This is a genomic window from Pseudomonas sp. MF09156, from assembly GCF_059862305.1.
Map to the genome: position 1 here is coordinate 20,689 of NZ_JCBCUR010000021.1, position 25,871 is coordinate 46,559.

Annotated in this window: 38 protein-coding genes and 1 pseudogene; 32 read left to right on the forward strand and 7 right to left on the reverse strand. The window is 55.3% G+C overall.

Annotation, left to right across the window (positions count from 1 at the left end; all coding sequences use genetic code 11):
- Positions 1-8 precede the first annotated feature (8 nt).
- From rplD to bfr, 28 genes are all read left to right on the forward strand, one after another.
- A complete protein-coding gene (rplD, locus tag AC19YY_RS27350) occupies positions 9-611 on the forward strand; it encodes a 50S ribosomal protein L4 (protein WP_198848640.1) in 603 nt (200 codons plus the stop codon).
- Positions 608-907 (forward strand): 50S ribosomal protein L23, encoded by a 300-nt coding sequence (rplW, locus tag AC19YY_RS27355; protein ID WP_002555488.1) that lies wholly within the window; start codon positions 608-610, stop codon positions 905-907. The genes rplD and rplW overlap by 4 nt, the downstream gene beginning before the upstream one ends.
- A gap of 14 nt (positions 908-921) precedes the next feature.
- Positions 922-1,746: a 50S ribosomal protein L2 gene (gene rplB, locus AC19YY_RS27360; protein ID WP_003176423.1), complete on the forward strand. Its 825-nt coding sequence runs from the start codon at positions 922-924 to the stop codon at positions 1,744-1,746.
- Positions 1,747-1,762: 16 nt separating this feature from the next.
- On the forward strand, positions 1,763-2,038 hold the full coding sequence (gene rpsS / locus AC19YY_RS27365; protein ID WP_002555486.1) for a 30S ribosomal protein S19: 276 nt from the start codon (positions 1,763-1,765) through the stop codon (positions 2,036-2,038).
- A gap of 11 nt (positions 2,039-2,049) precedes the next feature.
- Positions 2,050-2,382 carry a 50S ribosomal protein L22 gene (gene rplV / locus AC19YY_RS27370; protein ID WP_003103908.1) on the forward strand — a complete coding sequence of 111 codons (333 nt, stop codon included), beginning with the start codon at positions 2,050-2,052 and terminating at the stop codon, positions 2,380-2,382.
- A 13-nt stretch (positions 2,383-2,395) separates the two neighbouring features.
- Positions 2,396-3,082 (forward strand): 30S ribosomal protein S3, encoded by a 687-nt coding sequence (rpsC, locus tag AC19YY_RS27375; protein WP_003176422.1) that lies wholly within the window; start codon positions 2,396-2,398, stop codon positions 3,080-3,082.
- Positions 3,083-3,094: 12 nt separating this feature from the next.
- Positions 3,095-3,508: a 50S ribosomal protein L16 gene (gene rplP / locus AC19YY_RS27380; protein ID WP_003232424.1), complete on the forward strand. Its 414-nt coding sequence runs from the start codon at positions 3,095-3,097 to the stop codon at positions 3,506-3,508.
- A complete protein-coding gene (rpmC, locus tag AC19YY_RS27385; protein ID WP_002555481.1) occupies positions 3,508-3,699 on the forward strand; it encodes a 50S ribosomal protein L29 in 192 nt (63 codons plus the stop codon). Before rplP ends, rpmC begins: the two co-directional genes overlap by 1 nt.
- Positions 3,700-3,701: 2 nt before the next feature.
- Complete coding sequence (rpsQ, locus tag AC19YY_RS27390) at positions 3,702-3,968, forward strand: 30S ribosomal protein S17 (protein ID WP_003176419.1); 267 nt, start codon at positions 3,702-3,704, stop codon at positions 3,966-3,968.
- Between the two features lie 23 nt (positions 3,969-3,991).
- The gene (rplN, locus tag AC19YY_RS27395) at positions 3,992-4,360 is read left to right on the forward strand and encodes a 50S ribosomal protein L14 (RefSeq protein ID WP_002555479.1); all 369 of its coding nucleotides are present in this window, start codon (positions 3,992-3,994) and stop codon (positions 4,358-4,360) included.
- Between the two features lie 11 nt (positions 4,361-4,371).
- Positions 4,372-4,686, forward strand: coding sequence for a 50S ribosomal protein L24 (gene rplX / locus AC19YY_RS27400; RefSeq protein WP_029299388.1), 315 nt, complete (start codon positions 4,372-4,374; stop codon positions 4,684-4,686).
- Positions 4,687-4,708: 22 nt separating this feature from the next.
- Positions 4,709-5,248, forward strand: coding sequence for a 50S ribosomal protein L5 (rplE, locus tag AC19YY_RS27405; protein WP_003210069.1), 540 nt, complete (start codon positions 4,709-4,711; stop codon positions 5,246-5,248).
- A 13-nt stretch (positions 5,249-5,261) separates the two neighbouring features.
- Positions 5,262-5,567 (forward strand): 30S ribosomal protein S14, encoded by a 306-nt coding sequence (gene rpsN, locus AC19YY_RS27410; protein WP_003176414.1) that lies wholly within the window; start codon positions 5,262-5,264, stop codon positions 5,565-5,567.
- Positions 5,568-5,775: 208 nt separating this feature from the next.
- Positions 5,776-6,168 carry a 30S ribosomal protein S8 gene (gene rpsH / locus AC19YY_RS27415; protein WP_017848802.1) on the forward strand — a complete coding sequence of 131 codons (393 nt, stop codon included), beginning with the start codon at positions 5,776-5,778 and terminating at the stop codon, positions 6,166-6,168.
- Between the two features lie 12 nt (positions 6,169-6,180).
- A complete protein-coding gene (gene rplF, locus AC19YY_RS27420) occupies positions 6,181-6,714 on the forward strand; it encodes a 50S ribosomal protein L6 (RefSeq protein WP_003176412.1) in 534 nt (177 codons plus the stop codon).
- Between the two features lie 10 nt (positions 6,715-6,724).
- Complete coding sequence (gene rplR, locus AC19YY_RS27425) at positions 6,725-7,075, forward strand: 50S ribosomal protein L18 (RefSeq protein ID WP_003186037.1); 351 nt, start codon at positions 6,725-6,727, stop codon at positions 7,073-7,075.
- 3 nt (positions 7,076-7,078) lie between these two features.
- Entirely contained in the window at positions 7,079-7,579 is a 501-nt protein-coding gene (gene rpsE / locus AC19YY_RS27430) for a 30S ribosomal protein S5 (RefSeq protein WP_003186035.1), read from the forward strand.
- A gap of 2 nt (positions 7,580-7,581) precedes the next feature.
- Positions 7,582-7,758: a 50S ribosomal protein L30 gene (gene rpmD, locus AC19YY_RS27435; protein ID WP_003176408.1), complete on the forward strand. Its 177-nt coding sequence runs from the start codon at positions 7,582-7,584 to the stop codon at positions 7,756-7,758.
- Positions 7,759-7,761: 3 nt separating this feature from the next.
- Entirely contained in the window at positions 7,762-8,199 is a 438-nt protein-coding gene (gene rplO / locus AC19YY_RS27440; protein ID WP_003176407.1) for a 50S ribosomal protein L15, read from the forward strand.
- Positions 8,200-9,528 (forward strand): preprotein translocase subunit SecY, encoded by a 1,329-nt coding sequence (gene secY / locus AC19YY_RS27445; protein WP_053125863.1) that lies wholly within the window; start codon positions 8,200-8,202, stop codon positions 9,526-9,528.
- A gap of 28 nt (positions 9,529-9,556) precedes the next feature.
- Positions 9,557-9,673: a 50S ribosomal protein L36 gene (rpmJ, locus tag AC19YY_RS27450; protein WP_002555468.1), complete on the forward strand. Its 117-nt coding sequence runs from the start codon at positions 9,557-9,559 to the stop codon at positions 9,671-9,673.
- A 129-nt stretch (positions 9,674-9,802) separates the two neighbouring features.
- A complete protein-coding gene (rpsM, locus tag AC19YY_RS27455; protein WP_024077676.1) occupies positions 9,803-10,159 on the forward strand; it encodes a 30S ribosomal protein S13 in 357 nt (118 codons plus the stop codon).
- Positions 10,160-10,189: 30 nt separating this feature from the next.
- Positions 10,190-10,579, forward strand: a complete 390-nt coding sequence (rpsK, locus tag AC19YY_RS27460; RefSeq protein ID WP_002555466.1) for a 30S ribosomal protein S11 — start codon at positions 10,190-10,192, stop codon at positions 10,577-10,579.
- Positions 10,580-10,597: 18 nt separating this feature from the next.
- Positions 10,598-11,218, forward strand: a complete 621-nt coding sequence (rpsD, locus tag AC19YY_RS27465; RefSeq protein WP_003210056.1) for a 30S ribosomal protein S4 — start codon at positions 10,598-10,600, stop codon at positions 11,216-11,218.
- A gap of 22 nt (positions 11,219-11,240) precedes the next feature.
- Positions 11,241-12,242, forward strand: a complete 1,002-nt coding sequence (locus AC19YY_RS27470) for a DNA-directed RNA polymerase subunit alpha (protein ID WP_003176403.1) — start codon at positions 11,241-11,243, stop codon at positions 12,240-12,242.
- Positions 12,243-12,283: 41 nt separating this feature from the next.
- Positions 12,284-12,670, forward strand: a complete 387-nt coding sequence (rplQ, locus tag AC19YY_RS27475; protein WP_007918448.1) for a 50S ribosomal protein L17 — start codon at positions 12,284-12,286, stop codon at positions 12,668-12,670.
- A gap of 227 nt (positions 12,671-12,897) precedes the next feature.
- Complete coding sequence (locus AC19YY_RS27480) at positions 12,898-14,346, forward strand: catalase (protein ID WP_169951374.1); 1,449 nt, start codon at positions 12,898-12,900, stop codon at positions 14,344-14,346.
- 155 nt (positions 14,347-14,501) lie between these two features.
- Positions 14,502-14,966, forward strand: coding sequence for a bacterioferritin (gene bfr, locus AC19YY_RS27485; RefSeq protein ID WP_029299402.1), 465 nt, complete (start codon positions 14,502-14,504; stop codon positions 14,964-14,966).
- A 68-nt stretch (positions 14,967-15,034) separates the two neighbouring features.
- Here bfr and uvrA read toward each other — a convergent pair whose 3' ends face one another.
- Positions 15,035-17,869, reverse strand: a complete 2,835-nt coding sequence (uvrA, locus tag AC19YY_RS27490) for an excinuclease ABC subunit UvrA (protein ID WP_169951372.1) — start codon at positions 17,867-17,869, stop codon at positions 15,035-15,037.
- 180 nt (positions 17,870-18,049) lie between these two features.
- On the opposite strand from uvrA, the gene AC19YY_RS27495 reads away from it, so the two are divergent.
- The 3 genes from AC19YY_RS27495 to AC19YY_RS27505 all read left to right on the forward strand — a co-directional run bounded on the left by AC19YY_RS27495 (position 18,050) and on the right by AC19YY_RS27505 (position 21,786).
- Positions 18,050-19,450, forward strand: a complete 1,401-nt coding sequence (locus AC19YY_RS27495) for an MFS transporter (RefSeq protein ID WP_500605140.1) — start codon at positions 18,050-18,052, stop codon at positions 19,448-19,450.
- 683 nt (positions 19,451-20,133) lie between these two features.
- Entirely contained in the window at positions 20,134-20,898 is a 765-nt protein-coding gene (locus AC19YY_RS27500) for an SIR2 family NAD-dependent protein deacylase (protein ID WP_500605141.1), read from the forward strand.
- A gap of 450 nt (positions 20,899-21,348) precedes the next feature.
- Positions 21,349-21,786 carry an acetyltransferase gene (locus AC19YY_RS27505; RefSeq protein ID WP_014717580.1) on the forward strand — a complete coding sequence of 146 codons (438 nt, stop codon included), beginning with the start codon at positions 21,349-21,351 and terminating at the stop codon, positions 21,784-21,786.
- 51 nt (positions 21,787-21,837) lie between these two features.
- Here AC19YY_RS27505 and tnpC read toward each other — a convergent pair.
- The 6 genes and pseudogenes from tnpC to AC19YY_RS27535 all read right to left on the reverse strand — a co-directional run.
- Positions 21,838-22,604 (reverse strand): annotated as a pseudogene (tnpC, locus tag AC19YY_RS27510) (IS66 family transposase); the annotation flags it as partial.
- Complete coding sequence (locus AC19YY_RS27515) at positions 22,592-22,747, reverse strand: hypothetical protein (RefSeq protein WP_156717506.1); 156 nt, start codon at positions 22,745-22,747, stop codon at positions 22,592-22,594. The pseudogene tnpC and the gene AC19YY_RS27515, both read right to left, overlap by 13 nt.
- 85 nt (positions 22,748-22,832) lie before the next feature.
- Positions 22,833-23,177, reverse strand: a complete 345-nt coding sequence (locus AC19YY_RS27520) for a hypothetical protein (RefSeq protein WP_033901203.1) — start codon at positions 23,175-23,177, stop codon at positions 22,833-22,835.
- Between the two features lie 10 nt (positions 23,178-23,187).
- The gene (locus AC19YY_RS27525; protein ID WP_099456554.1) at positions 23,188-23,703 is read right to left on the reverse strand and encodes a hypothetical protein; all 516 of its coding nucleotides are present in this window, start codon (positions 23,701-23,703) and stop codon (positions 23,188-23,190) included.
- 198 nt (positions 23,704-23,901) lie between these two features.
- Positions 23,902-24,342 carry a DUF6957 family protein gene (locus AC19YY_RS27530; RefSeq protein ID WP_135290085.1) on the reverse strand — a complete coding sequence of 147 codons (441 nt, stop codon included), beginning with the start codon at positions 24,340-24,342 and terminating at the stop codon, positions 23,902-23,904.
- Positions 24,343-24,416: 74 nt separating this feature from the next.
- Positions 24,417-24,962 (reverse strand): arsinothricin resistance N-acetyltransferase ArsN1 family B, encoded by a 546-nt coding sequence (locus tag AC19YY_RS27535; RefSeq protein WP_099456556.1) that lies wholly within the window; start codon positions 24,960-24,962, stop codon positions 24,417-24,419.
- A gap of 526 nt (positions 24,963-25,488) precedes the next feature.
- Between AC19YY_RS27535 and AC19YY_RS27540 the strand changes: the two genes are divergently transcribed.
- Complete coding sequence (locus AC19YY_RS27540; RefSeq protein ID WP_099456557.1) at positions 25,489-25,845, forward strand: metalloregulator ArsR/SmtB family transcription factor; 357 nt, start codon at positions 25,489-25,491, stop codon at positions 25,843-25,845.
- Positions 25,846-25,871: the final 26 nt, after the last annotated feature.

Sequence of the window (25,871 nt, forward strand, 5' to 3'; positions counted from 1 at the left end):
AAGCTGACATGCAATTAAATGTAAATGACGCTCAAGCGATCGAAGTTTCCGAACTGACATTTGGCGGCGAATTCAACGAGACGCTCGTTCACCAAGCAGTCGTGGCCTACATGGCCGGCGGCCGTCAAGGTAGCAAGCAGCAAAAGACCCGTTCCGACGTTCGTGGTGGCGGTAAGCGCCCTTGGCGTCAGAAAGGTACTGGCCGTGCTCGTGCCGGTACTATCCGTAGCCCAATCTGGCGTGGCGGCGGTACCACTTTCGCAGCTCGTCCGCAGGATCACTCTCAGAAGCTCAACAAGAAGATGTATCGCGCAGCACTGCGCTCCATCCTTGCTGAACTCGTGCGTACTGATCGTCTGGTCGTGGTTCAGGACTTCGCTGTTGAAGCGCCGAAAACCAAAGATCTGCTGAGCAAGCTGAATGGCATGGGTCTGACTGATGTCCTGATCGTGTCCGAAGCTGTTGATCAGAACCTGTACCTGGCTGCTCGCAACCTGCCACACGTTGATGTACGTGACGTGCAAGGTTCCGATCCAGTTAGTCTGATCGCATACGACAAGGTGTTGATCACCGTGTCGGCCGTGAAGAAATTCGAGGAGCTGCTGGGATGAACCAGGAACGCGTATTTAAAGTTCTGCTTGGCCCGCACGTTTCCGAAAAGGCTACGGTTCTGGCTGACAAGAAAGGCCAGTTCGTTTTCAAGGTTGCAACTGACGCAACCAAGCTGGAAATCAAGAAGGCCGTCGAAAGCCTGTTCAGCGTGAAAGTAGAGCGTGTTACTACCCTGAATGTTCTGGGTAAGAGCAAGCGCACTGCTCGCGGTCTGGGCAAGCGTAATGACTGGAAGAAGGCAGTTATCTCCCTTCAGCCAGGCCAAGATCTCGATTTCAGCAGCAGTGCTGAGTAAGGAAGGGGTGCATCATGGCAATCGTTAAATGCAAACCGACTTCCCCTGGCCGCCGTTTTGTGGTCAAGGTGGTCAACCAGGAGCTGCATAAAGGCGCTCCTCACGCACCGCTGCTCGAGAAGAAATCGAAGACTGGTGGTCGTAACAACAATGGTCGTATTACCACTCGTCACATCGGTGGTGGCCATAAGCAGCATTATCGTCTGGTCGATTTCCGTCGCAACGACAAAGATGGCATCTCTGCCACTGTCGAGCGTATCGAATACGATCCAAACCGTACTGCTCACATCGCTCTGCTGCTGTACGCAGATGGCGAGCGTCGCTACATCATCGCGCCTAAAGGCGTGAGTGCTGGCGACCAGCTGATCGCAGGTGCCCTGGCACCGATCAAGCCGGGCAACGCTCTGCAACTGCGTAACATTCCAGTTGGTAGCACCGTACACGGCATCGAATTGAAGCCAGGTAAAGGCGCACAGATCGCTCGTTCCGCTGGTGCTTCGGCTCAGCTGATCGCTCGTGAAGGTGTCTACGTGACCCTGCGTCTGCGTTCTGGTGAGATGCGTAAAGTATTGGCTGAATGCCGTGCGACCCTGGGCGAAGTCTCGAACTCCGAGCACAGCCTGCGTTCGCTGGGTAAAGCTGGTGCCAAACGCTGGCGTGGCGTTCGCCCAACCGTTCGTGGTGTTGCCATGAACCCGGTTGACCACCCACACGGTGGTGGTGAAGGTCGTACCTCTGGTGGTCGTCATCCGGTATCGCCATGGGGCTTCCCGACTAAGGGCGCGAAGACTCGTGGTAATAAGCGTACCGACAAAATGATCGTCCGTCGTCGCAAGTAAATAGAGGGATACGACAGTGCCACGTTCTCTGAAAAAAGGTCCTTTTATTGATCTTCACCTACTGAAGAAGATCGAAGTGGCGGCGGAAAAGAACGATCGCAAACCAGTTAAGACCTGGTCGCGCCGTTCTATGATCCTGCCACAAATGGTCGGTTTGACCATCGCAGTACACAACGGTCGTCAGCACGTCCCAGTTCTCGTTAACGAAGACATGGTCGGCCACAAACTGGGCGAGTTTGCCGGTACCCGCACTTATCGTGGGCACGTGGCAGACAAGAAAGCCAAGCGTTAAGGGGTTAGGAAATGGAAGTAGCCGCTAAGTTGTCGGGCGCTCGAATCTCCGCCCAGAAAGCCCGCTTGGTCGCCGACCAGATCCGCGGGAAGAAGGTGGGCGAAGCGCTCAACTTGTTGGCTTTCAGCAGTAAGAAAGCCGCCGAGATCATGAAGAAAGTGCTGGAGTCGGCCGTAGCCAACGCCGAGCATAACGAAGGCGCAGACGTTGATGACCTGAAGGTCAGCACCGTTTTCGTCAACGAAGGGCGTTCGCTGAAGCGTATCATGCCGCGTGCCAAAGGCCGTGCTGATCGCATCGTCAAGCGGTCTTGCCATATCACTGTCAAGGTTGCTGACAAGTAACGGAGTCGAAGAGATGGGTCAGAAAGTACATCCCATTGGCATTCGCCTGGGAATCGTCAAGGAGCACACCTCCGTCTGGTACGCAGACGGTCGGACTTATGCGGACTATTTGTTCGCTGATCTGAAGGTGCGTGAGTATCTCCAAGACAAACTAAAAAGCGCGTCCGTAAGCCGTATCGATATCCATCGTCCGGCCCAAACTGCACGTATCACCATCCACACCGCTCGTCCAGGTATCGTTATCGGGAAGAAAGGTGAAGATGTTGAGAAACTGCGTCAGGACCTGACCAAGCAAATGGGTGTGCCTGTGCACATCAATATCGAAGAGATCCGCAAGCCGGAGCTCGACGGTATGCTGGTTGCGCAGAGCGTAGCTCAGCAGCTGGAGCGCCGCGTAATGTTCCGTCGTGCTATGAAGCGCGCTGTACAGAACGCCATGCGCATTGGTGCCAAGGGCATCAAAATCCAAGTGAGCGGTCGTCTCGGCGGTGCTGAAATCGCACGTACTGAATGGTATCGCGAAGGTCGTGTGCCGTTGCACACCCTGCGTGCCGACATCGACTATGCCAACTACGAAGCTCACACCACTTACGGTGTGATCGGTGTAAAGGTTTGGATCTTCAAGGGCGAAGTAATTGGTGGTCGCCAAGAAGAACTGAAACCACAAGCACCAGCGCCTCGTAAAAAAGCTGCTAAGTAAGGGGTACGCCAAATGTTGCAACCTAAGCGTACGAAGTTCCGCAAGCAGATGACAGGCCACAACCGTGGTCTGGCTCAGCGCGGTAGCAAAGTCAGCTTCGGCGAGTTCGCGCTGAAGTCTGTAGCTCGTGGTCGTCTCACCGCTCGTCAGATCGAGTCAGCGCGTCGTGCACTGACCCGTCACGTAAAACGTGGTGGCAAGATCTGGATCCGTGTATTCCCGGACAAGCCGATCTCCAAAAAACCTCTCGAGGTTCGGATGGGTAAAGGTAAGGGTAACGTGGAATACTGGGTAGCCCAGATTCAGCCAGGCAAAGTCCTGTATGAAATCGAGGGTGTAACTGAAGAGCTGGCGCGTGAGGCTTTTGCCCTGGCTGCTGCAAAGCTGCCGCTCGCCACCGCCTTTGTTAAACGGACGGTGATGTGATGAAAGCGAATGAACTTCGTGAAAAATCCGCACAGCAGCTGAACGAGCAACTGCTCGGCCTGCTGCGCGACCAGTTCAATCTGCGTATGCAGAAAGCAACTGGCCAGTTGGGGCAGTCTCATCTGCTCTCGCAAGTTAAGCGTGACATCGCTCGCGTGAAGACTGTGCTCAACCAGCAGGCAGGTAAGTGATCATGGCTGAAGCCGAAAAGACTGTCCGTACGCTGACTGGCCGTGTTGTCAGCGACAAGATGGACAAAACCATCACCGTTTTGATCGAGCGTCGCGTTAAGCACCCGATCTACGGTAAATATGTTAAGCGTTCGACTAAGCTGCACGCGCACGACGAAACCAATCAGTGCCACATCGGCGACAAAGTCACTATTCGTGAAACTCGTCCGCTGGCCAAGACCAAGTCTTGGGCACTGGTTGATGTTCTCGAACGCGCTGTGGAAGTCTAAGGACTAGGGGTCGGAGAAATTATATGATTCAGACTCAATCCATGCTCGATGTGGCCGATAACAGCGGCGCTCGCCGTGTTATGTGCATCAAGGTGCTGGGTGGCTCCCATCGTCGTTACGCTGGTATCGGTGACATCATCAAAGTTACCGTGAAGGAAGCAATTCCTCGCGGTAAAGTGAAAAAAGGCCAAGTGATGACTGCTGTTGTAGTCCGCACTCGTCACGGCGTACGTCGTGCTGATGGCTCCATTATCCGCTTTGATGGCAACGCTGCTGTTCTTCTGAACAACAAGCAAGAGCCGATCGGCACCCGTATCTTTGGGCCAGTGACCCGTGAACTTCGTACTGAGAAGTTCATGAAGATCGTCTCGCTCGCCCCAGAAGTGCTGTAAGGAGATCCGACATGCAAAAGATTCGTCGTGACGACGAGATCATCGTGATCGCCGGCAAAGACAAAGGTAAGCGCGGTAAGGTGCTGAAGGTTCTTGCTGATGACCGTCTGGTCATTGGTGGTCTGAACCTGGTCAAGCGTCATACCAAGCCAAACCCCGCGTCGGGCGTACAGGGCGGTATCGTCGAGAAAGAAGCGCCATTGCACGCTTCTAACGTCGCCATCTTCAACGGCGAAACCAACAAGGCTGATCGCGTTGGTTTCAAAGTAGAAGACGGTAAGAAAATTCGTGTCTTCAAGTCGACCCAAAAAGCGGTTGATGCTTGAACACTGCTAGGTAGATAAGACCATGGCACGACTAAAAGAGATTTACCGGAAGGAAATCGCTCCGAAGCTTAAGGAAGAACTTAAGCTTTCGAACGTGATGGAAGTTCCGCGCGTTACCAAAATCACCCTGAACATGGGTCTGGGCGAAGCGATCGGTGACAAAAAAGTCATCGAGCACGCTGTTGCTGACCTGGAAAAGATCACCGGTCAAAAAGTCGTTGTGACTTACGCTCGGAAATCCATCGCTGGCTTTAAAGTCCGTGAAGGTTGGCCGATCGGTGTCAAAGTGACTCTGCGCCGTGAGCGTATGTACGAGTTCCTGGATCGTCTGCTGTCGATCTCCCTGCCTCGGGTTCGCGACTTCCGCGGCCTGAATGCCAAGTCCTTCGATGGTCGTGGTAACTACAGCATGGGCGTTAAAGAGCAGATCATCTTCCCGGAAATCGACTACGACAAGATCGATGCTCTCCGCGGTCTGGACATCACCCTGACCACCACTGCCAAGAACGATGATGAAGGCCGCGCTCTGCTGCGTGCGTTCAAATTCCCGTTCCGCAACTGATTGGAGTAGGACCATGGCCAAGATGAGCATGAAAAACCGCGAGCTGAAGCGTCAGCTCACGGTTGCCAAGTACGCCAAGAAGCGTGCAGCACTGAAAGCTATCATCGTTGATCTGAACGCAAGTCCAGAAGCGCGTTGGGAAGCTACAGTAGCTCTGCAGAAGCAGCCACGTGACGCAAGCGCTTCGCGCATGCGTAACCGCTGCCGCCTGACCGGTCGTCCACACGGTGTTTACCGCAAGTTCGGCCTCGGCCGTAACAAACTGCGTGAAGCTGCAATGCGTGGTGACGTACCAGGTCTGGTTAAAGCCAGCTGGTAAGTACTTTCGAAGTCTCGGTGGCCAGGATCGCAAGATACTGACCGCCGGTGGCCTAGAATCTGGAACAAGCCCCTTTTGGGGCTTGTTTCATTTCCGGAGTGTGTCTAAAATACGCAGCTCGCCTGAGCCCGTGTGTTTTATGCCCGGAGATTCTCGGTGACATATGTAGCCGCAAGGCTAATTTTTTTGTATTAGGAGCGTCTAGCCCATGAGTATGCAGGACCCGTTAGCGGACATGCTAACTCGTATCCGTAATGCCCAGATGGCTGAAAAGTCCGTCGTAAGCATGCCATCTTCCACGTTGAAGGTAGCTGTTGCCAAAGTCCTGAAAGACGAAGGCTACATTGCGGGTTATCAGATCAGCAGCGAAATCAAGCCACTGCTGTCCATCGAGCTGAAGTACTTCGAAGGCCGTCCGGTCATCGAGGAAGTGAAGCGCGTTAGCCGTCCAGGCCTGCGTCAGTACAAGTCCGTTGAAGATCTGCCGAAAGTTCGTGGCGGTCTTGGCGTGTCTATCGTCTCCACCAACAAAGGTGTGATGACGGATCGTGCTGCGCGCGCTGCCGGTGTCGGCGGCGAAGTTCTTTGCACTGTGTTCTAAGGGGGGATAAGCATGTCTCGCGTCGCTAAGAACCCCGTTAAGCTGCCAGCCGGTGTCGAAGTAAAATTCGCAGGCCAACAGCTTTCGGTGAAGGGTGCCAAGGGTACTCTTGAACTGAACATCCATTCGTCCGTTGAGATCGTTGAAGAAGCTGGTGAGCTGCGTTTCGCTGCTCGCAATGGCGATCAACAAACTCGCGCAATGGCCGGTACCACGCGTGCGTTGGTAAACAACATGGTCCAAGGCGTAAGCCAAGGCTTCGAGCGTAAGCTCCAGCTGGTCGGTGTTGGTTACAAAGCGCAAGCAAAAGGCACGGTTTTGAACCTGGCCCTTGGCTTCTCGCACCCAGTGGATTACGAACTGCCGGAAGGCATCACCGCTGAAACTCCTAGCCAGACCGATATCCTGATCAAGGGCATCGATAAGCAGCTGGTAGGTCAAGTGGCTGCCGAGATCCGCGACTTCCGTCCACCAGAGCCGTACAAAGGCAAAGGTGTGCGCTACGCGGACGAAGTCGTCCGTCGTAAAGAAGCCAAGAAGAAGTAGGGCATAGCAAATGACCGACAAAAAAGTTACTCGACTGCGTCGCGCTCGCAAAGCACGCCTGAAAATGCACGAACTCGAAGTCGTGCGTCTCTGCGTGTTCCGCTCGTCGCAGCACATCTACGCCCAGGTCATCTCGGCCGACGGCAACAAAGTCCTGGCAAGCGCCTCGACTTTGGATAAAGAACTGCGTGATGGTGCCACTGGCAACATCGACGCGGCCACTAAGGTTGGCCAGCTGGTCGCTACGCGTGCTAAGGCCGCTGGCGTCTCGCAAGTGGCTTTCGACCGCTCTGGCTTCAAGTACCACGGCCGCGTTAAAGCGCTGGCTGATGCTGCTCGTGAAGCTGGGCTGGAGTTCTAAGTTATGTCAAATAACGACCAAAAGCGCGACGAAGGCTACATTGAGAAGCTGGTTCAAGTTAACCGCGTAGCCAAAACCGTTAAAGGCGGCCGTATCTTCACCTTCACCGCGTTGACCGTGGTTGGTGATGGTAAGGGCCGTGTTGGCTTCGGCCGTGGCAAGTCGCGTGAAGTGCCTGCTGCGATCCAGAAGGCAATGGAAGCTGCTCGTCGCAACATGATCCAAGTTGACCTGAACGGCACCACCCTGCAGTACGCAATGAAGTCCGCTCACGGCGCTTCGAAGGTGTACATGCAGCCTGCCTCTGAAGGTACCGGTATCATCGCTGGCGGCGCTATGCGTGCTGTCCTCGAGGTTGCTGGCGTTCAGAACGTTCTGGCCAAGTGCTACGGCTCGACTAACCCGGTAAACGTGGTTCACGCCACTTTCAAAGGTTTGAAAGCTATGCAATCTCCTGAATCCATTGCCGCCAAGCGTGGCAAAAGCGTCAAGGAGATCTTCTGATCATGGCTACCGTTAAAGTAACGCTGATCAAAAGCATGACCGGCCGCATCCCTAACCACAAATTGTGCGTTAAGGGTTTGGGTCTGCGTCGCATCGGTCACACTGTAGAAGTCCAGGATACTCCCGAGAATCGCGGGATGATCAACAAGGCTTACTACATGCTGCGTGTCGAGGGTTAATCGATGAAACTCAATGATCTGAGTCCAGCGCCGGGTTCCCGTCGCGAAAAGCATCGTCCGGGCCGTGGTATCGGTAGCGGTTTGGGTAAGACTGGTGGCCGTGGCCACAAAGGTCAAACCTCCCGCTCCGGTGGCACCATCGCTCCAGGCTTTGAAGGCGGTCAACAGCCGCTGCATCGTCGCCTGCCGAAGTTCGGTTTCGTTTCCCTGAAGGCCATGGACCGCGCAGAAGTGCGTCTGTCCGAGCTGGCTAAAGTGGAAGGCGACATCGTTACCGTGCAGACCCTGAAAGATGCCAACGTGATCAACGTCAACGTACAGCGTGTGAAAATCATGCTGTCCGGTGAAGTGACTCGCGCTGTCACTATCGGCAAGGGAATCGGCGCCACCAAAGGTGCGCGTTCGGCTATCGAAGCAGCTGGCGGCAAGTTCGAGGAATAAATGGCTAAGCAAGGTGCTCTCTCAGCGCTCGGCAAAGGCGGTATGTCTGAACTTTGGGCTCGTCTGCGTTTTCTGTTCCTGGCGATTATCGTCTACCGAATAGGCGCACACATCCCGGTTCCAGGTATCAACCCGGACCGACTCGCAGACCTGTTTCGACAGAATGAGGGGACCATTCTTAGCTTGTTCAACATGTTTTCCGGCGGCGCGCTGGAGCGGATGAGCATCTTTGCATTGGGGATCATGCCGTACATTTCGGCATCGATCATCATGCAGTTGATGAGCGCCGTCAGCCCGCAGCTGGAGCAGTTGAAGAAGGAAGGTGAAGCTGGTCGTCGCAAGATTAGCCAGTACACCCGCTACCTCACTGTCGTTCTTGCTCTTGTCCAGGCTATTGGCATGTCCATTGGTCTGGCGGGGCAGGGCGTAGCGTTCACTGGTGACTTTGGCTTCCATTTCGTTGCAGTAACCACATTTGTGGCTGGTGCGATGTTCATGATGTGGCTGGGTGAGCAGATTACTGAGCGTGGTGTTGGCAACGGTATCTCGATGTTGATTTTCGCAGGTATCGTCGCCGGTCTTCCGAGGGCAATCGGGCAGTCTTTCGAGTCTGCACGTCAGGGTGATATCAATATCTTCGCCTTGGTTGCCATCGGTTTGCTGGCAGTAGCGATTATCGGTTTTGTGGTGTTCATTGAGCGTGGTCAGCGTCGTATTGCTGTTCACTACGCCAAGCGTCAGCAGGGCCGCAAGGTCTTCGCTGCGCAGACCAGCCACTTGCCGCTGAAAGTGAATATGGCCGGTGTTATTCCTGCTATCTTCGCGAGCAGCATTTTGCTGTTTCCGGCTTCGTTGGGTGCCTGGTTCGGTCAGTCTGAAGGTATGGGCTGGTTGCAGGACATCTCGCAGTCGATCGCTCCTGGTCAGCCGTTGAATATTCTGCTGTTTAGTGCAGGGATTATTTTCTTCTGCTTCTTCTATACGGCGTTGATGTTCAATCCGAAAGACGTAGCGGAAAACCTGAAGAAGTCCGGTGCCTTTATTCCGGGTATTCGTCCAGGCGAGCAGTCGGCGCGCTACATTGATGGCGTTCTGACCCGCTTGACCCTGTTCGGTGCTCTATATATGACGGCCGTGTGCTTGTTGCCCCAGTTCCTGGTGGTTGCAGCAAACGTTCCGTTCTACCTTGGCGGGACCTCGTTGCTGATCGTGGTCGTGGTTGTGATGGACTTCATGTCCCAAGTACAATCGCACCTCGTTTCGCACCAGTACGAATCCCTGATGAAGAAAGCCAACCTGAAGGGCTACGGCAGCGGCATGTTGCGCTGAGTACCCCATAAGGTTCGAGGAGTTGGTGATGAAAGTTCGTGCATCGGTGAAAAAGCTGTGCCGTAACTGCAAGATTATTCGCCGCGAAGGTGTTGTTCGAGTAATTTGCAGCGCGGAACCGCGTCACAAACAGCGCCAAGGCTGAGTGTGATCCGCTTGAAGCCCGGCAGCTAGTGCGCTGCCGGGTTGATTATTTGTTATTACAGCGATATTATCTCGCGCCCTATTTCTTGGCTTCCGGGGCGTAGGTAGCTGTCAATTGGAGTCCCACTGAATGGCCCGTATTGCAGGCGTTAACATTCCAGATAACAAGCACACTGTTATCTCGCTGACCTACATCTATGGTGTTGGTCGCACTACTGCGCAGAAAATTTGCGCAGTTGCTGGGGTAAACCCAGCCGCTAAGATCAAGGATCTGAGCGACGAGCAGATTGAATTGCTGCGTGGCGAAGTGGCGAAGTTCACCACTGAAGGTGACCTGCGTCGCGAAATCAACATGAAAATCAAGCGTTTGATGGACCTCGGTTGCTATCGCGGTCTGCGTCATCGTCGTGGTCTTCCAGTACGCGGTCAGCGTACCAAGACTAACGCGCGTACCCGTAAAGGTCCGCGTAAGCCGATCCGCAAGTAATCGCCCCAGCGAATCGACAGGAAAATTATCATGGCAAAACCTGCTGCTCGTCCTCGTAAAAAAGTTAAAAAGACAGTGGTTGATGGCATCGCCCACATCCATGCATCTTTTAACAACACCATCGTGACCATCACCGACCGTCAAGGTAACGCGCTTTCTTGGGCTACCTCTGGTGGTTCGGGTTTCCGCGGTTCCCGCAAGTCCACCCCGTTTGCTGCTCAAGTAGCTGCTGAACGTGCTGGTCAAGCTGCGCTGGAATATGGCCTGAAAAACCTCGACGTTAACGTCAAGGGTCCAGGTCCAGGTCGTGAGTCTGCTGTCCGTGCTTTGAACGGCTGTGGCTATAAGATCGCCAGCATCACCGACGTGACGCCAATCCCGCACAACGGGTGCCGTCCGCCGAAGAAGCGCCGCGTGTAATCCAGGAGATTGTAAAGAATGGCTCGTTACATTGGTCCAAAATGCAAACTCGCTCGTCGCGAAGGCACCGATCTCTTTCTGAAGAGCGGCGTGCGCGCGATCGAATCGAAGTGCAACATTGAAGCAGCACCTGGTATCCACGGCCAACGCCGCGGTCGCCAGTCCGACTACGGCACCCAACTGCGTGAAAAGCAGAAGGTCCGTCGTATCTACGGCGTTCTCGAGCGTCAGTTCAGCGGCTACTACAAAGAAGCTGCTGGCAAGAAAGGTGCAACCGGTGAAAACCTGCTGCAACTGCTCGAATGCCGTCTGGACAACGTTGTATACCGTATGGGCTTTGGTTCGACTCGTGCCGAATCCCGTCAGCTGGTATCGCACAAATCCGTTAGCGTAAACGGCCAAACCGTTAACGTCCCGTCCTACCAGGTTCGTGCTGGTGACGTGGTCGCGATTCGCGAGAAAGCAAAAAACCAACTTCGCATTGTCCAAGCTCTCGATCTGTGTGCCCAACGTGGCCGCGTAGAATGGGTAGAAGTAGACACTGAGAAGAAGTCGGGCGTTTTCAAGAACGTTCCTGCTCGCAGTGATCTGTCCGCCGACATCAACGAAAGCCTGATTGTCGAGCTCTACTCCAAGTAAGGGCTAGAAAATAGGTGCATCCATGCAGATTTCGGTAAATGAGTTCCTGACACCCCGCCACATTGATGTGCAGGTTGTCAGTCCAACCCGCGCCAAGATCACTCTCGAGCCTCTCGAGCGTGGTTTTGGCCACACCCTGGGCAACGCGCTGCGCCGCATCCTGTTGTCCTCAATGCCCGGCTGTGCAGTAGTCGAGGCCGAGATTGACGGTGTGCTCCACGAGTACAGCGCCATCGAAGGTGTACAGGAAGACGTAATTGAAATCCTGTTGAACCTTAAAGGTCTGGCTATCAAGCTGCACGGCCGTGACGAAGTTACGCTGACCTTGTCGAAGAAGGGTTCGGGGGTGGTTACCGCTGCCGATATTCAGCTGGATCATGATGTCGAGATCGTTAATCCCGATCACGTAATCGCTAACCTGGCGTCTAACGGCGCCCTGAACATGAAGCTCACCGTAGCTCGTGGTCGTGGTTATGAACCGGCCGACTCGCGTCAGAGCGATGAAGACGAAAGCCGCAGCATTGGTCGCTTGCAGCTTGACTCTTCGTTCAGCCCGGTTCGCCGTATCGCATACGTGGTGGAAAACGCCCGTGTCGAGCAGCGTACTAACCTGGACAAGCTGGTTATTGATCTGGAAACCAACGGTACTCTGGATCCTGAAGAGGCTATTCGCCGCGCTGCAACCATCCTGCAACAGCAGTTGGCTGCGTTCGTCGACCTCAAAGGTGACAGCGAACCAGTGGTAATCGAGCAGGAAGACGAGATCGATCCGATCCTGCTTCGCCCGGTTGACGATCTGGAACTGACTGTACGTTCGGCTAACTGCCTTAAGGCGGAAAACATTTACTACATCGGTGACCTGATTCAGCGTACCGAAGTAGAACTGTTGAAGACTCCGAACCTGGGCAAGAAATCCTTGACTGAAATCAAGGACGTTCTGGCCTCCCGCGGTCTGTCCCTCGGCATGCGCCTCGACAACTGGCCGCCTGCAAGTCTTAAGAAGGACGACAAGGCGACTGCCTGATCGTCGTAATCACCGAACGTGAGTTTGGTAAGGAATGAACCATGCGTCATCGTAAAAGTGGTCGTCACCTGAGCCGTACCAGCTCGCACCGCAAGGCCATGTTTCAAAACATGGCGGTGTCGCTGTTCGAGCACGAGCTGATTAAAACTACACTGCCGAAAGCCAAAGAACTGCGTCGCGTTGCTGAGCCGCTGATCACTTTGGCCAAGACAGACAGCCTGGCTAACCGCCGTCTGGCTTTCGACCGTACTCGCTCGAAAGCTATCGTTGGTAAGCTCTTCAACGACCTGGGCAAGCGCTACGCTACCCGTGAGGGTGGCTACCTGCGCATCCTCAAGTGCGGTTTCCGCACTGGCGACAACGCGCCTATGGCGTACGTCGAGTTGGTTGATCGTGCTACTGCTGGCGAAGCTGTATCCGCCGAGTAAGACGACAGTCTGCTACGAAAAACCGGGCCTAGTGCCCGGTTTTTTGTGGGCGATAGAAAAGTTCATGACGGGTATTGATTGAGTTGTGGCTATGCGAGCCAAGTCATCGTTAGTAATTAACTATCGATAAGCATGATTTAATAAATTTGATGGTGTCATCTTCCTGGTCAATACTCCCTCCAAGCCGATTAGCCGGCAGTTCCAAGACTGACCTGAGGAGATTGAGCATGAGCCAGAATAAAACCCTTACAACCGCCAGCGGTGCTCCCGTTGCCGATAACCAGAATTCCCGTTCCGCAGGTCCGCGTGGCCCGCTGTTGCTCGACGACTTTCATCTGATCGAGAAGCTTGCCCATTTCAACCGCGAAAACATCCCAGAGCGTCGTGTACACGCCAAAGGCTCGGGAGCCTATGGCACGTTCACGGTCACCAAGGACATCACCCAGTACACTAGCGCCAAGCTGTTTGACGCTGTTGGCAAGCAGACGCCAACCTTCCTGCGTTTCTCGACAGTGGGTGGCGAGCGCGGCTCCGCAGATACCGAGCGCGACCCACGTGGCTTCGCATTGAAGTTCTACACCGAAGAAGGCAACTGGGACATCGTTGGCAACAATACCCCGGTATTCTTTATCCGTGACCCGCTGAAATTCCCCGATTTCATCCACACCCAAAAGCGCCTGCCGCAAAGCAACCTGAAAAGTGCGCAGATGATGTGGGACTTCTGGTCGCATTCGCCTGAGGCGCTCCACCAGGTCACCATCCTGTTCTCGGACAGGGGTATCCCGGACGGCTACCGCCACATGCATGGCTTTGGTAGCCACACCTACAGCTTGATCAACGCCAATGGCGAGCGTCACTGGGTGAAATGGCACTACAAGACCAAGCAAGGCATCAAGAACCTGGCGCCTGCCGATGCTGCGCGCCTGGCCGGTACCGATCCGGATTATGCTCAGCGCGATCTGTTTGGGGCCATCGAGCGCGGCGACTTCCCGAAATGGCGCGTGTGTATCCAGATCATGACTGAGGCCCAGGCCAACGCGCACTACGAGAATCCCTTCGACGTGACCAAAACCTGGTCTCAGAAAGAGTTCCCGTTGATTGAGGTAGGCGAGCTGGAGTTGAACCGCAATCCGCAGAACTACTTCGCCGAAGTGGAGCAAGCCGCGTTCGGTCCAAGCAACATGGTGCCAGGTGTCGGTTTGTCGCCAGATCGCATGCTGCAGGGGCGTGTCTTTGCTTACGCCGATGCGCATCGCTACCGTATCGGGACCAACCATCAGCACCTGCCGGTGAATGCTCCGCGCAGTCCCGTCAATACTTACCAGCGTGACGGTTCCATGGCGTTCGGCAGCAACGGTGGCGCGGCCCCGAACTACGAGCCAAACAGCTACGCCGATGCCCCCAAACAAGCGCCGCAGTACGCAGAACCTGCGCTGGCTCTGAGTGGTGCAGCTGATCGCTACGATCACCGCGAAGACACGGATTACTACAGCCACGCCGGTGCGCTGTTCCGCCTGATGAATGCTGAGCAAAAGGCGCTGTTGATCAACAACATCGCCGGCGCGATGGCGGGTGTTTCCAGCGATGTGGTTCAGCGTCAGTTGCAGCACTTTTTCAAGGCCGATCCGGCGTATGGAGAAGGGATCGCAACTGCACTGGGTGTATCGCTTAACTAACTCTAAGTGATAAGCAGAACCGCCCTCATTTGGGCGGTTTTTGCGTTATTTCAGCTACTTTTCTCCGAAAAACATCACTTTTATGCCGTTCATCCCGTGACCTGCGGGTCCGCTTGGTTCAAACTACAGTCTTTCAAGTAGGGAGATGTAGGGCGATGCAAGGTCACCCCGACGTAATCGATTACCTCAACACGTTGCTGACGGGCGAACTGGCAGCTCGTGACCAATATTTCATTCACTCGCGTATGTACGAAGACTGGGGCTTTACCGAGCTCTACGAGCGTATCAATCACGAAATGGAAGAAGAGGCACAGCACGCCGACGCGCTGATGCGCCGTATCCTGATGCTCGAAGGCACGCCGCGTATGCGTCCTGACGACCTGGATACCGGTACCACTGTGCCTGAGATGCTCGCCAGCGACTTGCGCCTGGAATACAAGGTTCGTGCAGCACTGTGCAAAGGCATTGAGCTTTGCGAGAAGCACAATGACTACGTGACCCGGGAAATCCTGCGCGTACAGTTGAACGATACTGAAGAAGATCACACCTACTGGCTGGAAAAGCAGCTGGGTCTGATCAAATTGATCGGCCTGGAAAATTACCTGCAATCGCAGTTCTGATTCCGCCGGCAATAAAAAAGCCCCTGTCACCGCTACGGTGACAGGGGCTTTTTGTTGGGCCTGAAGAGTCAGGCCCGGTCGCGCGCCAGCAACGGCTTCAGATAGTAGCCCGTGTGGGATTGCGGCATCTCGGAGACCTGCTCCGGCGTGCCCACCGCAATAATCTGCCCACCCTTGGAACCGCCTTCCGGCCCCAGGTCCACCAGCCAGTCGGCCGTCTTGATCACATCCAGGTTGTGTTCGATCACCACCACGGTGTTGCCGTGGTCGCGCAGGCGATGCAGCACGTCGAGCAATTGCTGGATATCCGCGAAGTGCAGGCCGGTGGTCGGTTCATCGAGGATATACAGGGTCTTGCCGGTATCGCGCTTGGACAGCTCGCGAGACAGCTTCACCCGCTGCGCCTCGCCACCGGACAGCGTGGTCGCCGACTGCCCCAGCTTGATATACGACAAGCCCACGTCCATCAGGGTCTGGAGCTTGCGCGCCAAGGCCGGCACCGCGTCAAAGAACACCCGCGCTTCCTCGATAGTCATCTCAAGGGTTTCGTGGATGTTCTTGCCCTTGTACTTGATCTCCAGGGTTTCGCGGTTGTAGCGCTTGCTCTTGCACACATCGCACGGAACGTAGATGTCAGGCAAAAAGTGCATCTCGACCTTGATCAGGCCGTCGCCCTGGCAAGCTTCGCAGCGCCCACCCTTGACGTTGAAGGAAAACCGCCCAGGCCCATAACCACGGGAGCGGGACTCCGGCACACCGGCGAACAGTTCGCGTATCGGCGTGAACAGCCCGGTATAGGTCGCCGGGTTGGAGCGGGGAGTGCGACCAATCGGGCTCTGGTCGATATCCACTACTTTATCCAGCAGCTCCAGGCCCTTGATGCTGTCATGGGCGGCTGCTTCCAGGGTGGTGGCACCGTTCAATGCCGTGGCGCTGAGGGGGAAGAGGGTGTTGTTGATCAGGGTCGACTTGCCTGAACCGGATACACCGGTCACGCATGTCAGCAGGCCCAGGGGGATTTCCAGGTCGACATTGCGCAGGTTGTTGCCGCGCGCGCCCTTGAGGTGCAGTGCCTGTTTTTTATTACGCGGGGTACGTTTGGCCGGCACTTCGATTTTTACCCGGCCGGACAGGTACTTGCCGGTCAGGGAGTCCGGGTGGGCCATGACTTCGGCCGGGGTGCCCTGGGCAACAATATGCCCGCCATGCACGCCCGCACCGGGACCGATATCGACCACGTAGTCCGCCAGGCGAATGGCGTCCTCATCGTGTTCGACCACAATCACCGTGTTGCCGATGTCGCGCAGGTGCTTGAGCGTGCCCAGCAAGCGATCATTGTCGCGCTGGTGCAGGCCGATGGACGGCTCGTCGAGGATGTACAGCACGCCCACCAGGCCGGCGCCGATCTGGCTGGCCAGGCGAATGCGCTGGGCCTCGCCGCCGGACAGGGTGTCGGCACTGCGATCCAGGGACAGATAGTCCAGGCCCACGTTGACCAGGAACTGCAGGCGCTCGCGGATTTCCTTGAGGATCTTGTCGGCAATCTCGCCACGTCGCCCGGTCAGCTTCAGTACGGCGAAGTATTCGCAGGCATCACCGATCGGCAGGTTGGTCACCGCCGGCAGGGTCTTCTCGCCGACCCACACGTGGCGGGCCTCGCGACGCAAGCGGGTGCCGCGGCAATCCGGGCAGGGCTGGGTGCTGAGGAACTTGGCCAGTTCCTCGCGCACGCTGGCCGACTCGGTTTCCCGATAGCGGCGCTCCAGGTTGGGCACGATGCCTTCGAACGGGTGGGAGCGCTTGACGATGTCGCCACGGTCGTTCAGGTACTTGAAGTCGACGTTCTGCGAGCCGCTGCCATGGAGGATGACTTTCTGTTGCTCGGCCGGCAGTTCGTTGAATGGCACTTCCAGGCTGAATTTATAGTGGGCAGCCAATGACCCGAGCATCTGGAAGTAATACACATTGCGCCGGTCCCAGCCACGTATCGCGCCTTCCGCCAGTGTCAGGTCACCATTGACCAGGCGCTTGATGTCGAAGAACTGCTTGACCCCCAACCCATCACAGGTCGGGCAGGCGCCGGCCGGGTTGTTGAAGGAGAACAGCTTGGGCTCCAGCTCGCTGATGGCATGGCCGCAGATCGGGCAGGCGAAGCGCGCGGAGAAGATGATTTCTTCGCCGGGCTCGTCGTCCATCGGCGCCACCAGGGCGATACCGTCCGCCAGTTTCAGCGCGGTCTCGAACGACTCCGCCAGACGTTGCTGCAGATCGGCGCGCACCTTGAAACGGTCGACCACCACATCGATGGTGTGCTTCTTCTGTTTATCCAGCTTTGGTGCTTCATCCAGCTCATAGAGCTTGCCGTTGATCCGGGCGCGGACAAAACCCTGGGCGCGCAGCTCTTCGAACACCGACAGGTGCTCGCCCTTGCGCTCGCGAATTACCGGGGCCAACAGCATCAGCTTGGCGCCTTCCGGCTGGGCCAGCACCAGGTCGACCATCTGGCTGACGGTCTGCGCTTCCAGAGGGATGTCGTGGTCCGGGCAGCGCGGAATACCGACGCGTGCGTACAGCAGGCGCAGGTAATCGTAGATTTCGGTGATGGTGCCCACGGTGGAACGCGGGTTGTGGGAGGTCGATTTCTGTTCGATGGAAATGGCTGGCGACAAGCCTTCAATGGTGTCGACATCAGGCTTTTCCATCATCGACAGGAATTGCCGGGCGTAGGCCGACAGCGACTCCACATAGCGACGCTGGCCTTCGGCATACAGCGTATCGAACGCCAGCGACGACTTGCCGGACCCGGACAAGCCGGTGATGACAATCAGTTTGTCCCGGGGCAGGGTCAGGTCGATGTTCTTCAGGTTGTGGGTTCTAGCCCCACGAATCAGGATCTTGTCCAAGATGGCCTCGCACGGCGGGCGTATAAATAATGCAGGAGTATACGGCTAAAGACTGGATGAATATACACTGTCAATTTGCCCATTTCAGCCTTACATGAAAGCTGCGCGGCAAAGCGCCGCATATACCCTCTCAATCGATGGGACTGGTAGAATCGCCGCCGGTTCACACGAGGTTTTTCCATGCACGATCCCCACAGCGAACGCATGAGTAGCGGCGAGACCCGAGCTGCAAGCGGTCTGGCCCTGGTGTTCGCCTTCCGTATGCTGGGCATGTTCATGGTGTTGCCGGTACTGGCGACCTATGGCATGGACCTCGCTGGCGCGACCCCGGCCCTGATCGGCCTGGCGATTGGCGCCTATGGCCTGACCCAGGCGATTTTCCAGATTCCGTTCGGGATCATTTCCGACCGCATTGGCCGCCGGCCGGTGATCTACCTGGGGTTGATCGTCTTCGCCCTGGGCAGCGTGCTGGCGGCCAATGCCGATTCGATCTGGGGCGTGATCGCCGGACGCATCCTGCAAGGCGCCGGGGCGATTTCCGCGGCGGTGATGGCGCTGCTGTCGGACCTGACCCGCGAACAGCATCGCACCAAGGCCATGGCCATGATCGGCATGACCATCGGTCTTTCGTTTGCCGTTGCGATGGTGGTTGGCCCGCTGTTGACTCGTGCGTTCGGTTTGCACGGCCTGTTCCTGGCCACCGGTGGCATGGCGCTGTTCGGCATCCTGATCGTGGCCTTTATGGTGCCGCGCTCCACCGGGCCGCTGCAGCACCGTGAGTCGGGCGTGGCCAAACAGGCGCTGCTGCCGACGCTCAAGCACCCCGACCTGTTGCGCCTGGATTTAGGTATCTTCGTATTGCACGCCATGCTGATGTGCAGCTTCGTCGCCTTGCCCCTGGCGCTGGTGGAAAAGGCCGGGTTGCCCAAGGAGCAGCATTGGTGGGTCTACCTGACCGCGTTGCTGATTTCGTTCTTCGCCATGATCCCGTTCATCATCTACGGCGAGAAGAAACGCAAAATGAAACGAGTTTTGCTCGGCGCCGTCGCGACATTGATGCTCACTGAACTATTCTTCTGGCAGTTCGGCGACAGCCTACGGGCGTTGGTAATCGGCACGGTGGTGTTTTTCACCGCGTTCAACCTGCTGGAGGCGTCACTGCCTTCGCTGATCAGTAAAGTTTCACCGGCGGGCGGCAAGGGCACGGCGATGGGGGTGTATTCCACCAGCCAATTCCTCGGTTCGGCGCTGGGCGGCATCATGGGCGGCTGGATGTTCCAGCATGGCGGTTTGTCGGTTGTGTTCCTCGGATGCGCCGGGCTGGCTGCACTTTGGCTGGTCTTTGCTGTTACCATGCGCGAACCTCCCTACGTCACAAGCCTGCGTTTGCCGCTATCGCCCGAGGCGATCCGTGAAAGCGGTCTGGTAGAGCGCCTGAAGGCCGTCGTAGGGGTAACAGATGCAGTCGTGGTCGCTGAAGAGGCGGCCATTTACATCAAATTGGACACCGAACTATTGGATCGCGCGACGCTCGAGCAACTGGTAAATCCAGTGCCGACAGCGCGCCCAGCCTATGGCTAGGGCCAATTTATTTTGGTCAAAATAGCGTTCAAAGGCCAATCCTGGACTGGTCAAAACTGGCAAGGGCCAATTGATTTTTCCGAAAGGCCTTTGTCTCAAGTTATGTTTGGGCGATTTATTCTCCCTTAAGCCTTGTCAGGCGGCCGACTCACTCGCAATTGTGTAAACAGTGATTTACGTGCTTGGTCATAAGAGCCGCGATGTACGCGTATGGATGAATTGCGAGGTAGATGGTTTATGCTTTCTCCCAACGATTACCTCCGTTCACAAGCAGGCGCAACAGAGGTGTATTGACTCGTTGCGCTTCCTAGCTGCAGCACTATCTCTCTCTCGCCCAAGATGTCGCCATTGAGGCAGTGCAGATGTTATGTCCACCGAACCTGACCGGTCGGGAGCACTGGTGCTTGGATGAGCTTATTCAGAGAATTGTTATCGAGGGATTGGGACCGATCAAGGAGCAGTGATCTATGAGGCGTCGATGGGCACCTATAAGCTTGGTGATCTCGATTCGTGGAAGAGGAAAACTCGTCAGATCTGGTACTCAGAGCAGCGGCTTCGTGCTCACATACCTCGGGTATCCAATCGCGTGATCGATCCGAATGAGCCATACCTCTATGCGGCGGTGCCCTGATGAAGGCGCGGAAGCCTGTTTCATTATTTGAGCCAAACCATCTGAGGGGCACATGCTAGCCCTGGAACGAGCGAAGATATCGTTACTGAAAGCCAGAACTATTACCTGCTTCTCCGGCGCTGGGATTTCGGCTGAAAGCGGAATCTCTACGTACCGAGACCCGCTGGCCGGGCTTTGGTCACAGTATGACCCTGAGAAGCTGGAGACCGCGAAGGCCTTTCGAGAGAATCCTCGTCTGGTTTGGGGGTGGTACTTGTGGCGGCGACAACAAGTGGCTCGGTCGCAGCCCAATGTTGCGCACCGAGCATTCTGTCAAATGGCGGCAACGGGGCGTACCGTTTCTATCATCACTCAGAATGCTGACGATCTGCATGAGCGGGCCGGGTCTCATGGTGTCCTTCATTTGCATGGCAGTCTGGCTACCCCAAAGTGTTTCGCTTGTCATCGACCCGCAGAGCTGGCGCAGGATCAATTAGCTGTACCCGTTGAAGGCGCGTTGATCGAACCGCCACGCTGCAGACGATGCGGTGGCAAACTGCGCCCAGGAGTGGTTTGGTATGGAGAGGATCTGTCGAGAGATGTTTGGAAGTCTGCGATGTCATTGGTGCGAGGCTGCGACATCCTGATATCTGTAGGCACATCCGGGATTGTCACACCTGCCGCAGATATTCCGAGGCTCGCTTTGGCGTCGGGCGCTTTATTAATTCATGTGAATACGGAAGATGTAAGTCTGGGGGAACACAACGAGATCATGCTGATCGGTAATGCGACAGGTGTTCTCGCGCAACTTTCTGAATTTTTGGAGAGTGATGCGTAATTGCATGGACTTGACCACCCATTTGCATTCGACTTGACCAGGCGTTTGCATCGGACTTGACCAGTGTACATCGTATCCATAACTGGTTAAGGTCGACCCAAAGCAGTCAACCACTTGGGCCGTCTGAGTGTCATCGAGTGAGGATATTGGGTAAGCGTCCGGGTAAGTCACCATAAGCTCCTGACATCATCCGGTTCTAGCGTCCCGCGTGAGATCCCTACCGGCCCGGCCACCATCTGTCAGGTATGCTTCATCCACAATCCCTTCCGTAATTTTTTATTGAGACCCCAAAAGCCTCTCAGTATCGTCATTCCTCCCTCCTTTCCGGCTACCTCTGCCGTGAACCGCCCAGGCGTTAAATCGCGAAGCGGTCATACAGTTGCCGCCACTTATACGGTCGCTATCTAGTAGCGCGCCTCATTTCCGATATCAAGTGTTAAGGATGATTCTATGATCATTCGTCAGGCTACTAACGCCGACCATCCGCAACTGCTCAACATCTGGCTGCGCTCCGTTCGCGCCACACATCACTTCCTGCAAGAATCCGATATTGAGGCATTACTCCCTCAGCTCCGCGATATTTACCTACCCGCTGTCGAACTATGGGTTGCGGTAGATGCCGAGGACTGCCCGCTAGGGTTCATCGGGCTCAATGAAAATCATGTAGAGATGCTCTTCATCGAACCAGATCTGCGAGGGAAAGGGATTGGCCGCGCACTGCTGGATCATGCCCGCAGTTCGCGCAGTCAGATGAGTGTTGATGTGAATGAACAGAACCCCGAAGCGGTAGGGTTCTATTTACATTACGGTTTTGTTCAAACAGGTCGTTCTCCGCTGGATGGCGAGGGCCGCCCCTTCCCCTTGCTGCACTTGAGCCTGCCCGGCTAGAGCTGTAGTAGTGAATCGCTCCTACGCTTCTGCTTCGGGGCGATTCATTATTCAGTAGGACGGCATCCATTGATTCGGTAGCAATTGCCCGACCTCACTGGCTCGCTGTGTCGGCAACCGTGTCAGCACATCCTTGAGATAGGCATAGGGATCATGTCCATTCATACGCGCCGACTGGATCAGGCTCATGATTGCAGCCGCCCGCTTACCGCTACGTAGCGACCCGGCAAATAACCAGTTCGAACGTCCGAGTGTTCGGCCAGCTGACTTTTGTTCGTCACGTGCAGATCGAAAAACTTGCGACGGGCGTGGGCCATGCAGCCGATTTCAGTGATGCCTTGCTCAAATCCAGCCTTGTAGCCAGCGAAATCATCGCAGACCAGCTTGCCGTTCCAGTCACCCAAGAAGTTGCGCGGATGTTCGCCAGCACGGCTTGGGCTGAAGTCGTAAACCACCGCGTTGAGCGCCGAAAACGGCGTAGTGCTGTAGGCCCAGACGTAGGCCCGGTGGGTTTTCTTCTCTCCCGGCGCAAGCATTTGCACAGGCGTTTCATCAGCGTGAATCACGCCCTGGTTCAGCACAGCTTCACGCAGCGCATCGACCAGCGGCTGGAGTCGCATGCCGGTCTGTCCAACCCATCGGGCCAAGGTCGAGCGAGCGATTGTCAGTCCGGCACGACCAAAGATTTTCTCCTGCCGGTACAGTGGCAAGTGATCGGCAAACTTGGCCACCATTACTTGGGCCAGCAAGCCTGCTGTCGGAATACCTTTGTCGATAACCTGCGCCGGCATGGGCAACTCGATGATCACTGACGCTTCGGCTGGCCGTTTAGGCTTCGGTTATTGTTCGTTTCGTCGTAATACAGCGTGTAGGCCTTATTGATGTTCTTCATCAAGTCCTGCCCGGGAAATCTAAACAGGCCGGCATCGATCACTATTTTTTCGGAGCTGTCATCAATCATGGGTCTACCTGAGGTCGGTTCCGGCTGGAGGCGAAATGACACCCTAAGCCGTTTCGCGATGCTGCGCACGTTTTCCGTGATCAGATTAGATGACGGAATTGGTCAGAATGGCCGGATCAAGCCAGGGCACAACGAGCACTTCATAGCATTTAAAATGATCCAGAGAGGTGCTGAACGGATGATTTTTTCGCCATGCTGCCAACGCCTCGCGTCGGGTGAAGGCGTCATCGATGCTGATCTGGCCCACATTACCGAGTTCGGGCTTGGCGTCGTGGTAAGCCTGCAATCGGTCGCGATGGGCATCAGCAACCTCTTTGTCCTCATGCACCCCCATGAGGCAGTGCCTGGAAGTGAGCTTGGCAGCGACGACGTAGCCGAAGCGAATCTTGCGATCGTGGGCTGGTGAGTGACCTTGGGGCATATCGTTCATGAGTGTTTTCCTAGACAGTCGTGAGCAAAAACTCACCATGGAAGGGGAGCGCATCAAGGGTTGGATCATTTTCAAAATGCTCTTCCCATGCCCGGCAAATCTTGAAGAAAAACATGAACAGGTCTATGTCCTCGCCGCTTGACCGAACGATGCTAAAGGCTTGCCGTTCTTTCTCAAGTCCTTCGATCACACCATTTGGGCCTAACGCGGACAGTTTCTGATTTCCAACACTGACCGAAACAGGCTTTACCACCAGGTGCTTCGAGGCGTTAGCTATATCGGCACATTCGCCAAACAGCCCATCCGCCTTTTCCCTCCAAGCACTATGAAAAGCCGCATCCCCCTTTTCATCTTTTGATTGCAGTATCCAGTCCCGCAACGAGGAATTGGTTACACAGAAATTGAAAAGGTGATCTCCCATCTCTTCCAAGGTGGTTGCATTCCAAGCGCGGCCAGCTTCTCGAAAGAGCTTCAAGGCGATATCACGTGGACACTCAAACACCGGGATTACAGGACTGATGGTCATTGGTTACCAACAACATAGTTTGACACAACCCCTCCCGTAAACCGGGGTCTGTAGGATGATTTTGGGTGAAGGCTACAGCAACATAGATTGACACAGATGGGCTGAGCTTCAAATATAGTGCCCGGCTGCTCACATCATAGTTTGACACGAACATTTAGAGGCAGCAGTCATGAAGACGGAGCGCATAAGATGCGATCTTCAGCACAAGCTCAATGCGATGTCTATATCTGTGCGCAACCTACGTCCGGTTCCCATAAGCACATAAACCGTATTTTTCGTCTCAAATAAGCAAGCGTGGGTGAACGAAACCCCGAGCGTTGTCCTGACCCAATCACCAAGTTGGAAGCGGCCTTTGCTGTCTTTGATAACAGTTAAAGCGTAAACCAGAGCAGGGATTAGCTCTCTATCGGTGATCGCTTTCCGCTGAAGGGTTGTAACGTCGAGATCTAATATTGCCCATTCAGCAACAAGACAATAGGCACGTGAAGGAAAATGCAGATGGGCGAGTGCCACAGCATCTGAGGGCGCGAGTTGGCACCCGCCTATTTCCTCACCTGCGGAGAGAAGTGAAATAAACCCAGCCAAATTCATTCGTTCCTCCAGTCGATCAAAACACCGACTCGAACGAGAATCATCCATCAGCATAGCTTCCAGTGAGTCGCTTGGTTCCAATGCCGACGAATAGCAGCAACCTCACCTCACAGTCTGCACGTTTACAATCCCTCCACCTCACTGAACTGGATGATTTCTATAGGCGGAATCGCAGCACAAAGCGGTTTACGCCAATAACCCACGCTATGCCACTGGCCGTGCTTGAACCCAACCTCAGGGTATGTGCCAATGTGGGTGAAGCCGAGCGCTTCATGGATGCCTATGCTTCCCGCGTTGGGTAAGGCAATACCGGCATAGGCGGCATGAAACCCCTGTTTCTCTAGAAGTGGTAAAAGCTGCTGATAAAGCGCACGACCTACCCCGTTTCGGTGCACAACCGGGTCGACATACACGGTGACATCCACCGACCAACGATAGGCTTCCCTCGCTCGATGCTGGCTTGCATAAGCGTATCCAACGACCTTGCCTTCCACCTCGGCCACCAGATAGGGATGCGTCGGCAGTGTTGCGGCTATTCGTGCGGCCATCTCATCAACAGTCGGTGGTATCAGCTCGAACGAGATGACCGTGTCCAAAACCATTGGCGCGTAGATAGCCTGGATGGCGGAGGCATCAGCGGGTGTGGCAACCCTCACGTTGTAATTCATTTCTTTCCTTGCTGCCCCTGTAAAGAATTGTGTTTGAAGGGCTGACCCATGCAAGGCTCGGCCCTTCAGAATGTCGCGATAGAACCGTGCGCTTTCCCTCAAACGGGCTCACCGCATCCACGTACCGCAGAGAGCACCGTTCACTGAATTGGGAGTTTCTGCTCGTGGAGACCAGGCTGCGGGATATCTACGACGACGTCTTTGCCACCGAGAACCTTCGCCAAGAATAGTGCCGTTAGCCGTGACGACTTTCTGCCAAGCAAATGCTGCTGAATTGATAGGCAGTAGCTTCTCTCCCTCAAGTTTTCATCGACTATTGGCCGAAGACGTTTCAGAGCCAACGCACCAAAGCAGCTCGCTCTGACTTGGACAGGATTACGCCGGATCTTCTATATATATTCAATTTACCGTATATCCGAATTGTCGTATATTCAATTTTCCGTACGCGGAAGAAGCATGCACTTCACGATATCCACGTACGGATCAAATTATTTGTATTGGTGAAAACCATACACCTGGAGGCCTCATGAACGAGCCAATTACTCCTACCGTTTTGTTCAAAAGCCTGGCAGATGACACTCGAACCAAAATAACGCTACTCATCGCCCGCGAGGGAGAACTCTGTGTATGCGAACTGACCGCCGCTCTTAAGCAGAGCCAACCAAAAATATCTCGACATCTCGCACTGCTGAGATCCTCCGGGTTACTGGCGGATCGGCGCCAAGGCCAATGGGTTTACTACCGACTCCATCCCGAACTGCCGACCTGGGTCACCGAAGTGCTTAAGGGTGTCGTTGATGCCAACCAGCAGTGGCTGGACACAGAAACCAAGCGGCTCTGTGGAATGAACGATCGTCCAGTCAATCAGACCGTGTGCGGCTGATCCACCCTTTCGAAACGAGCCGCTCG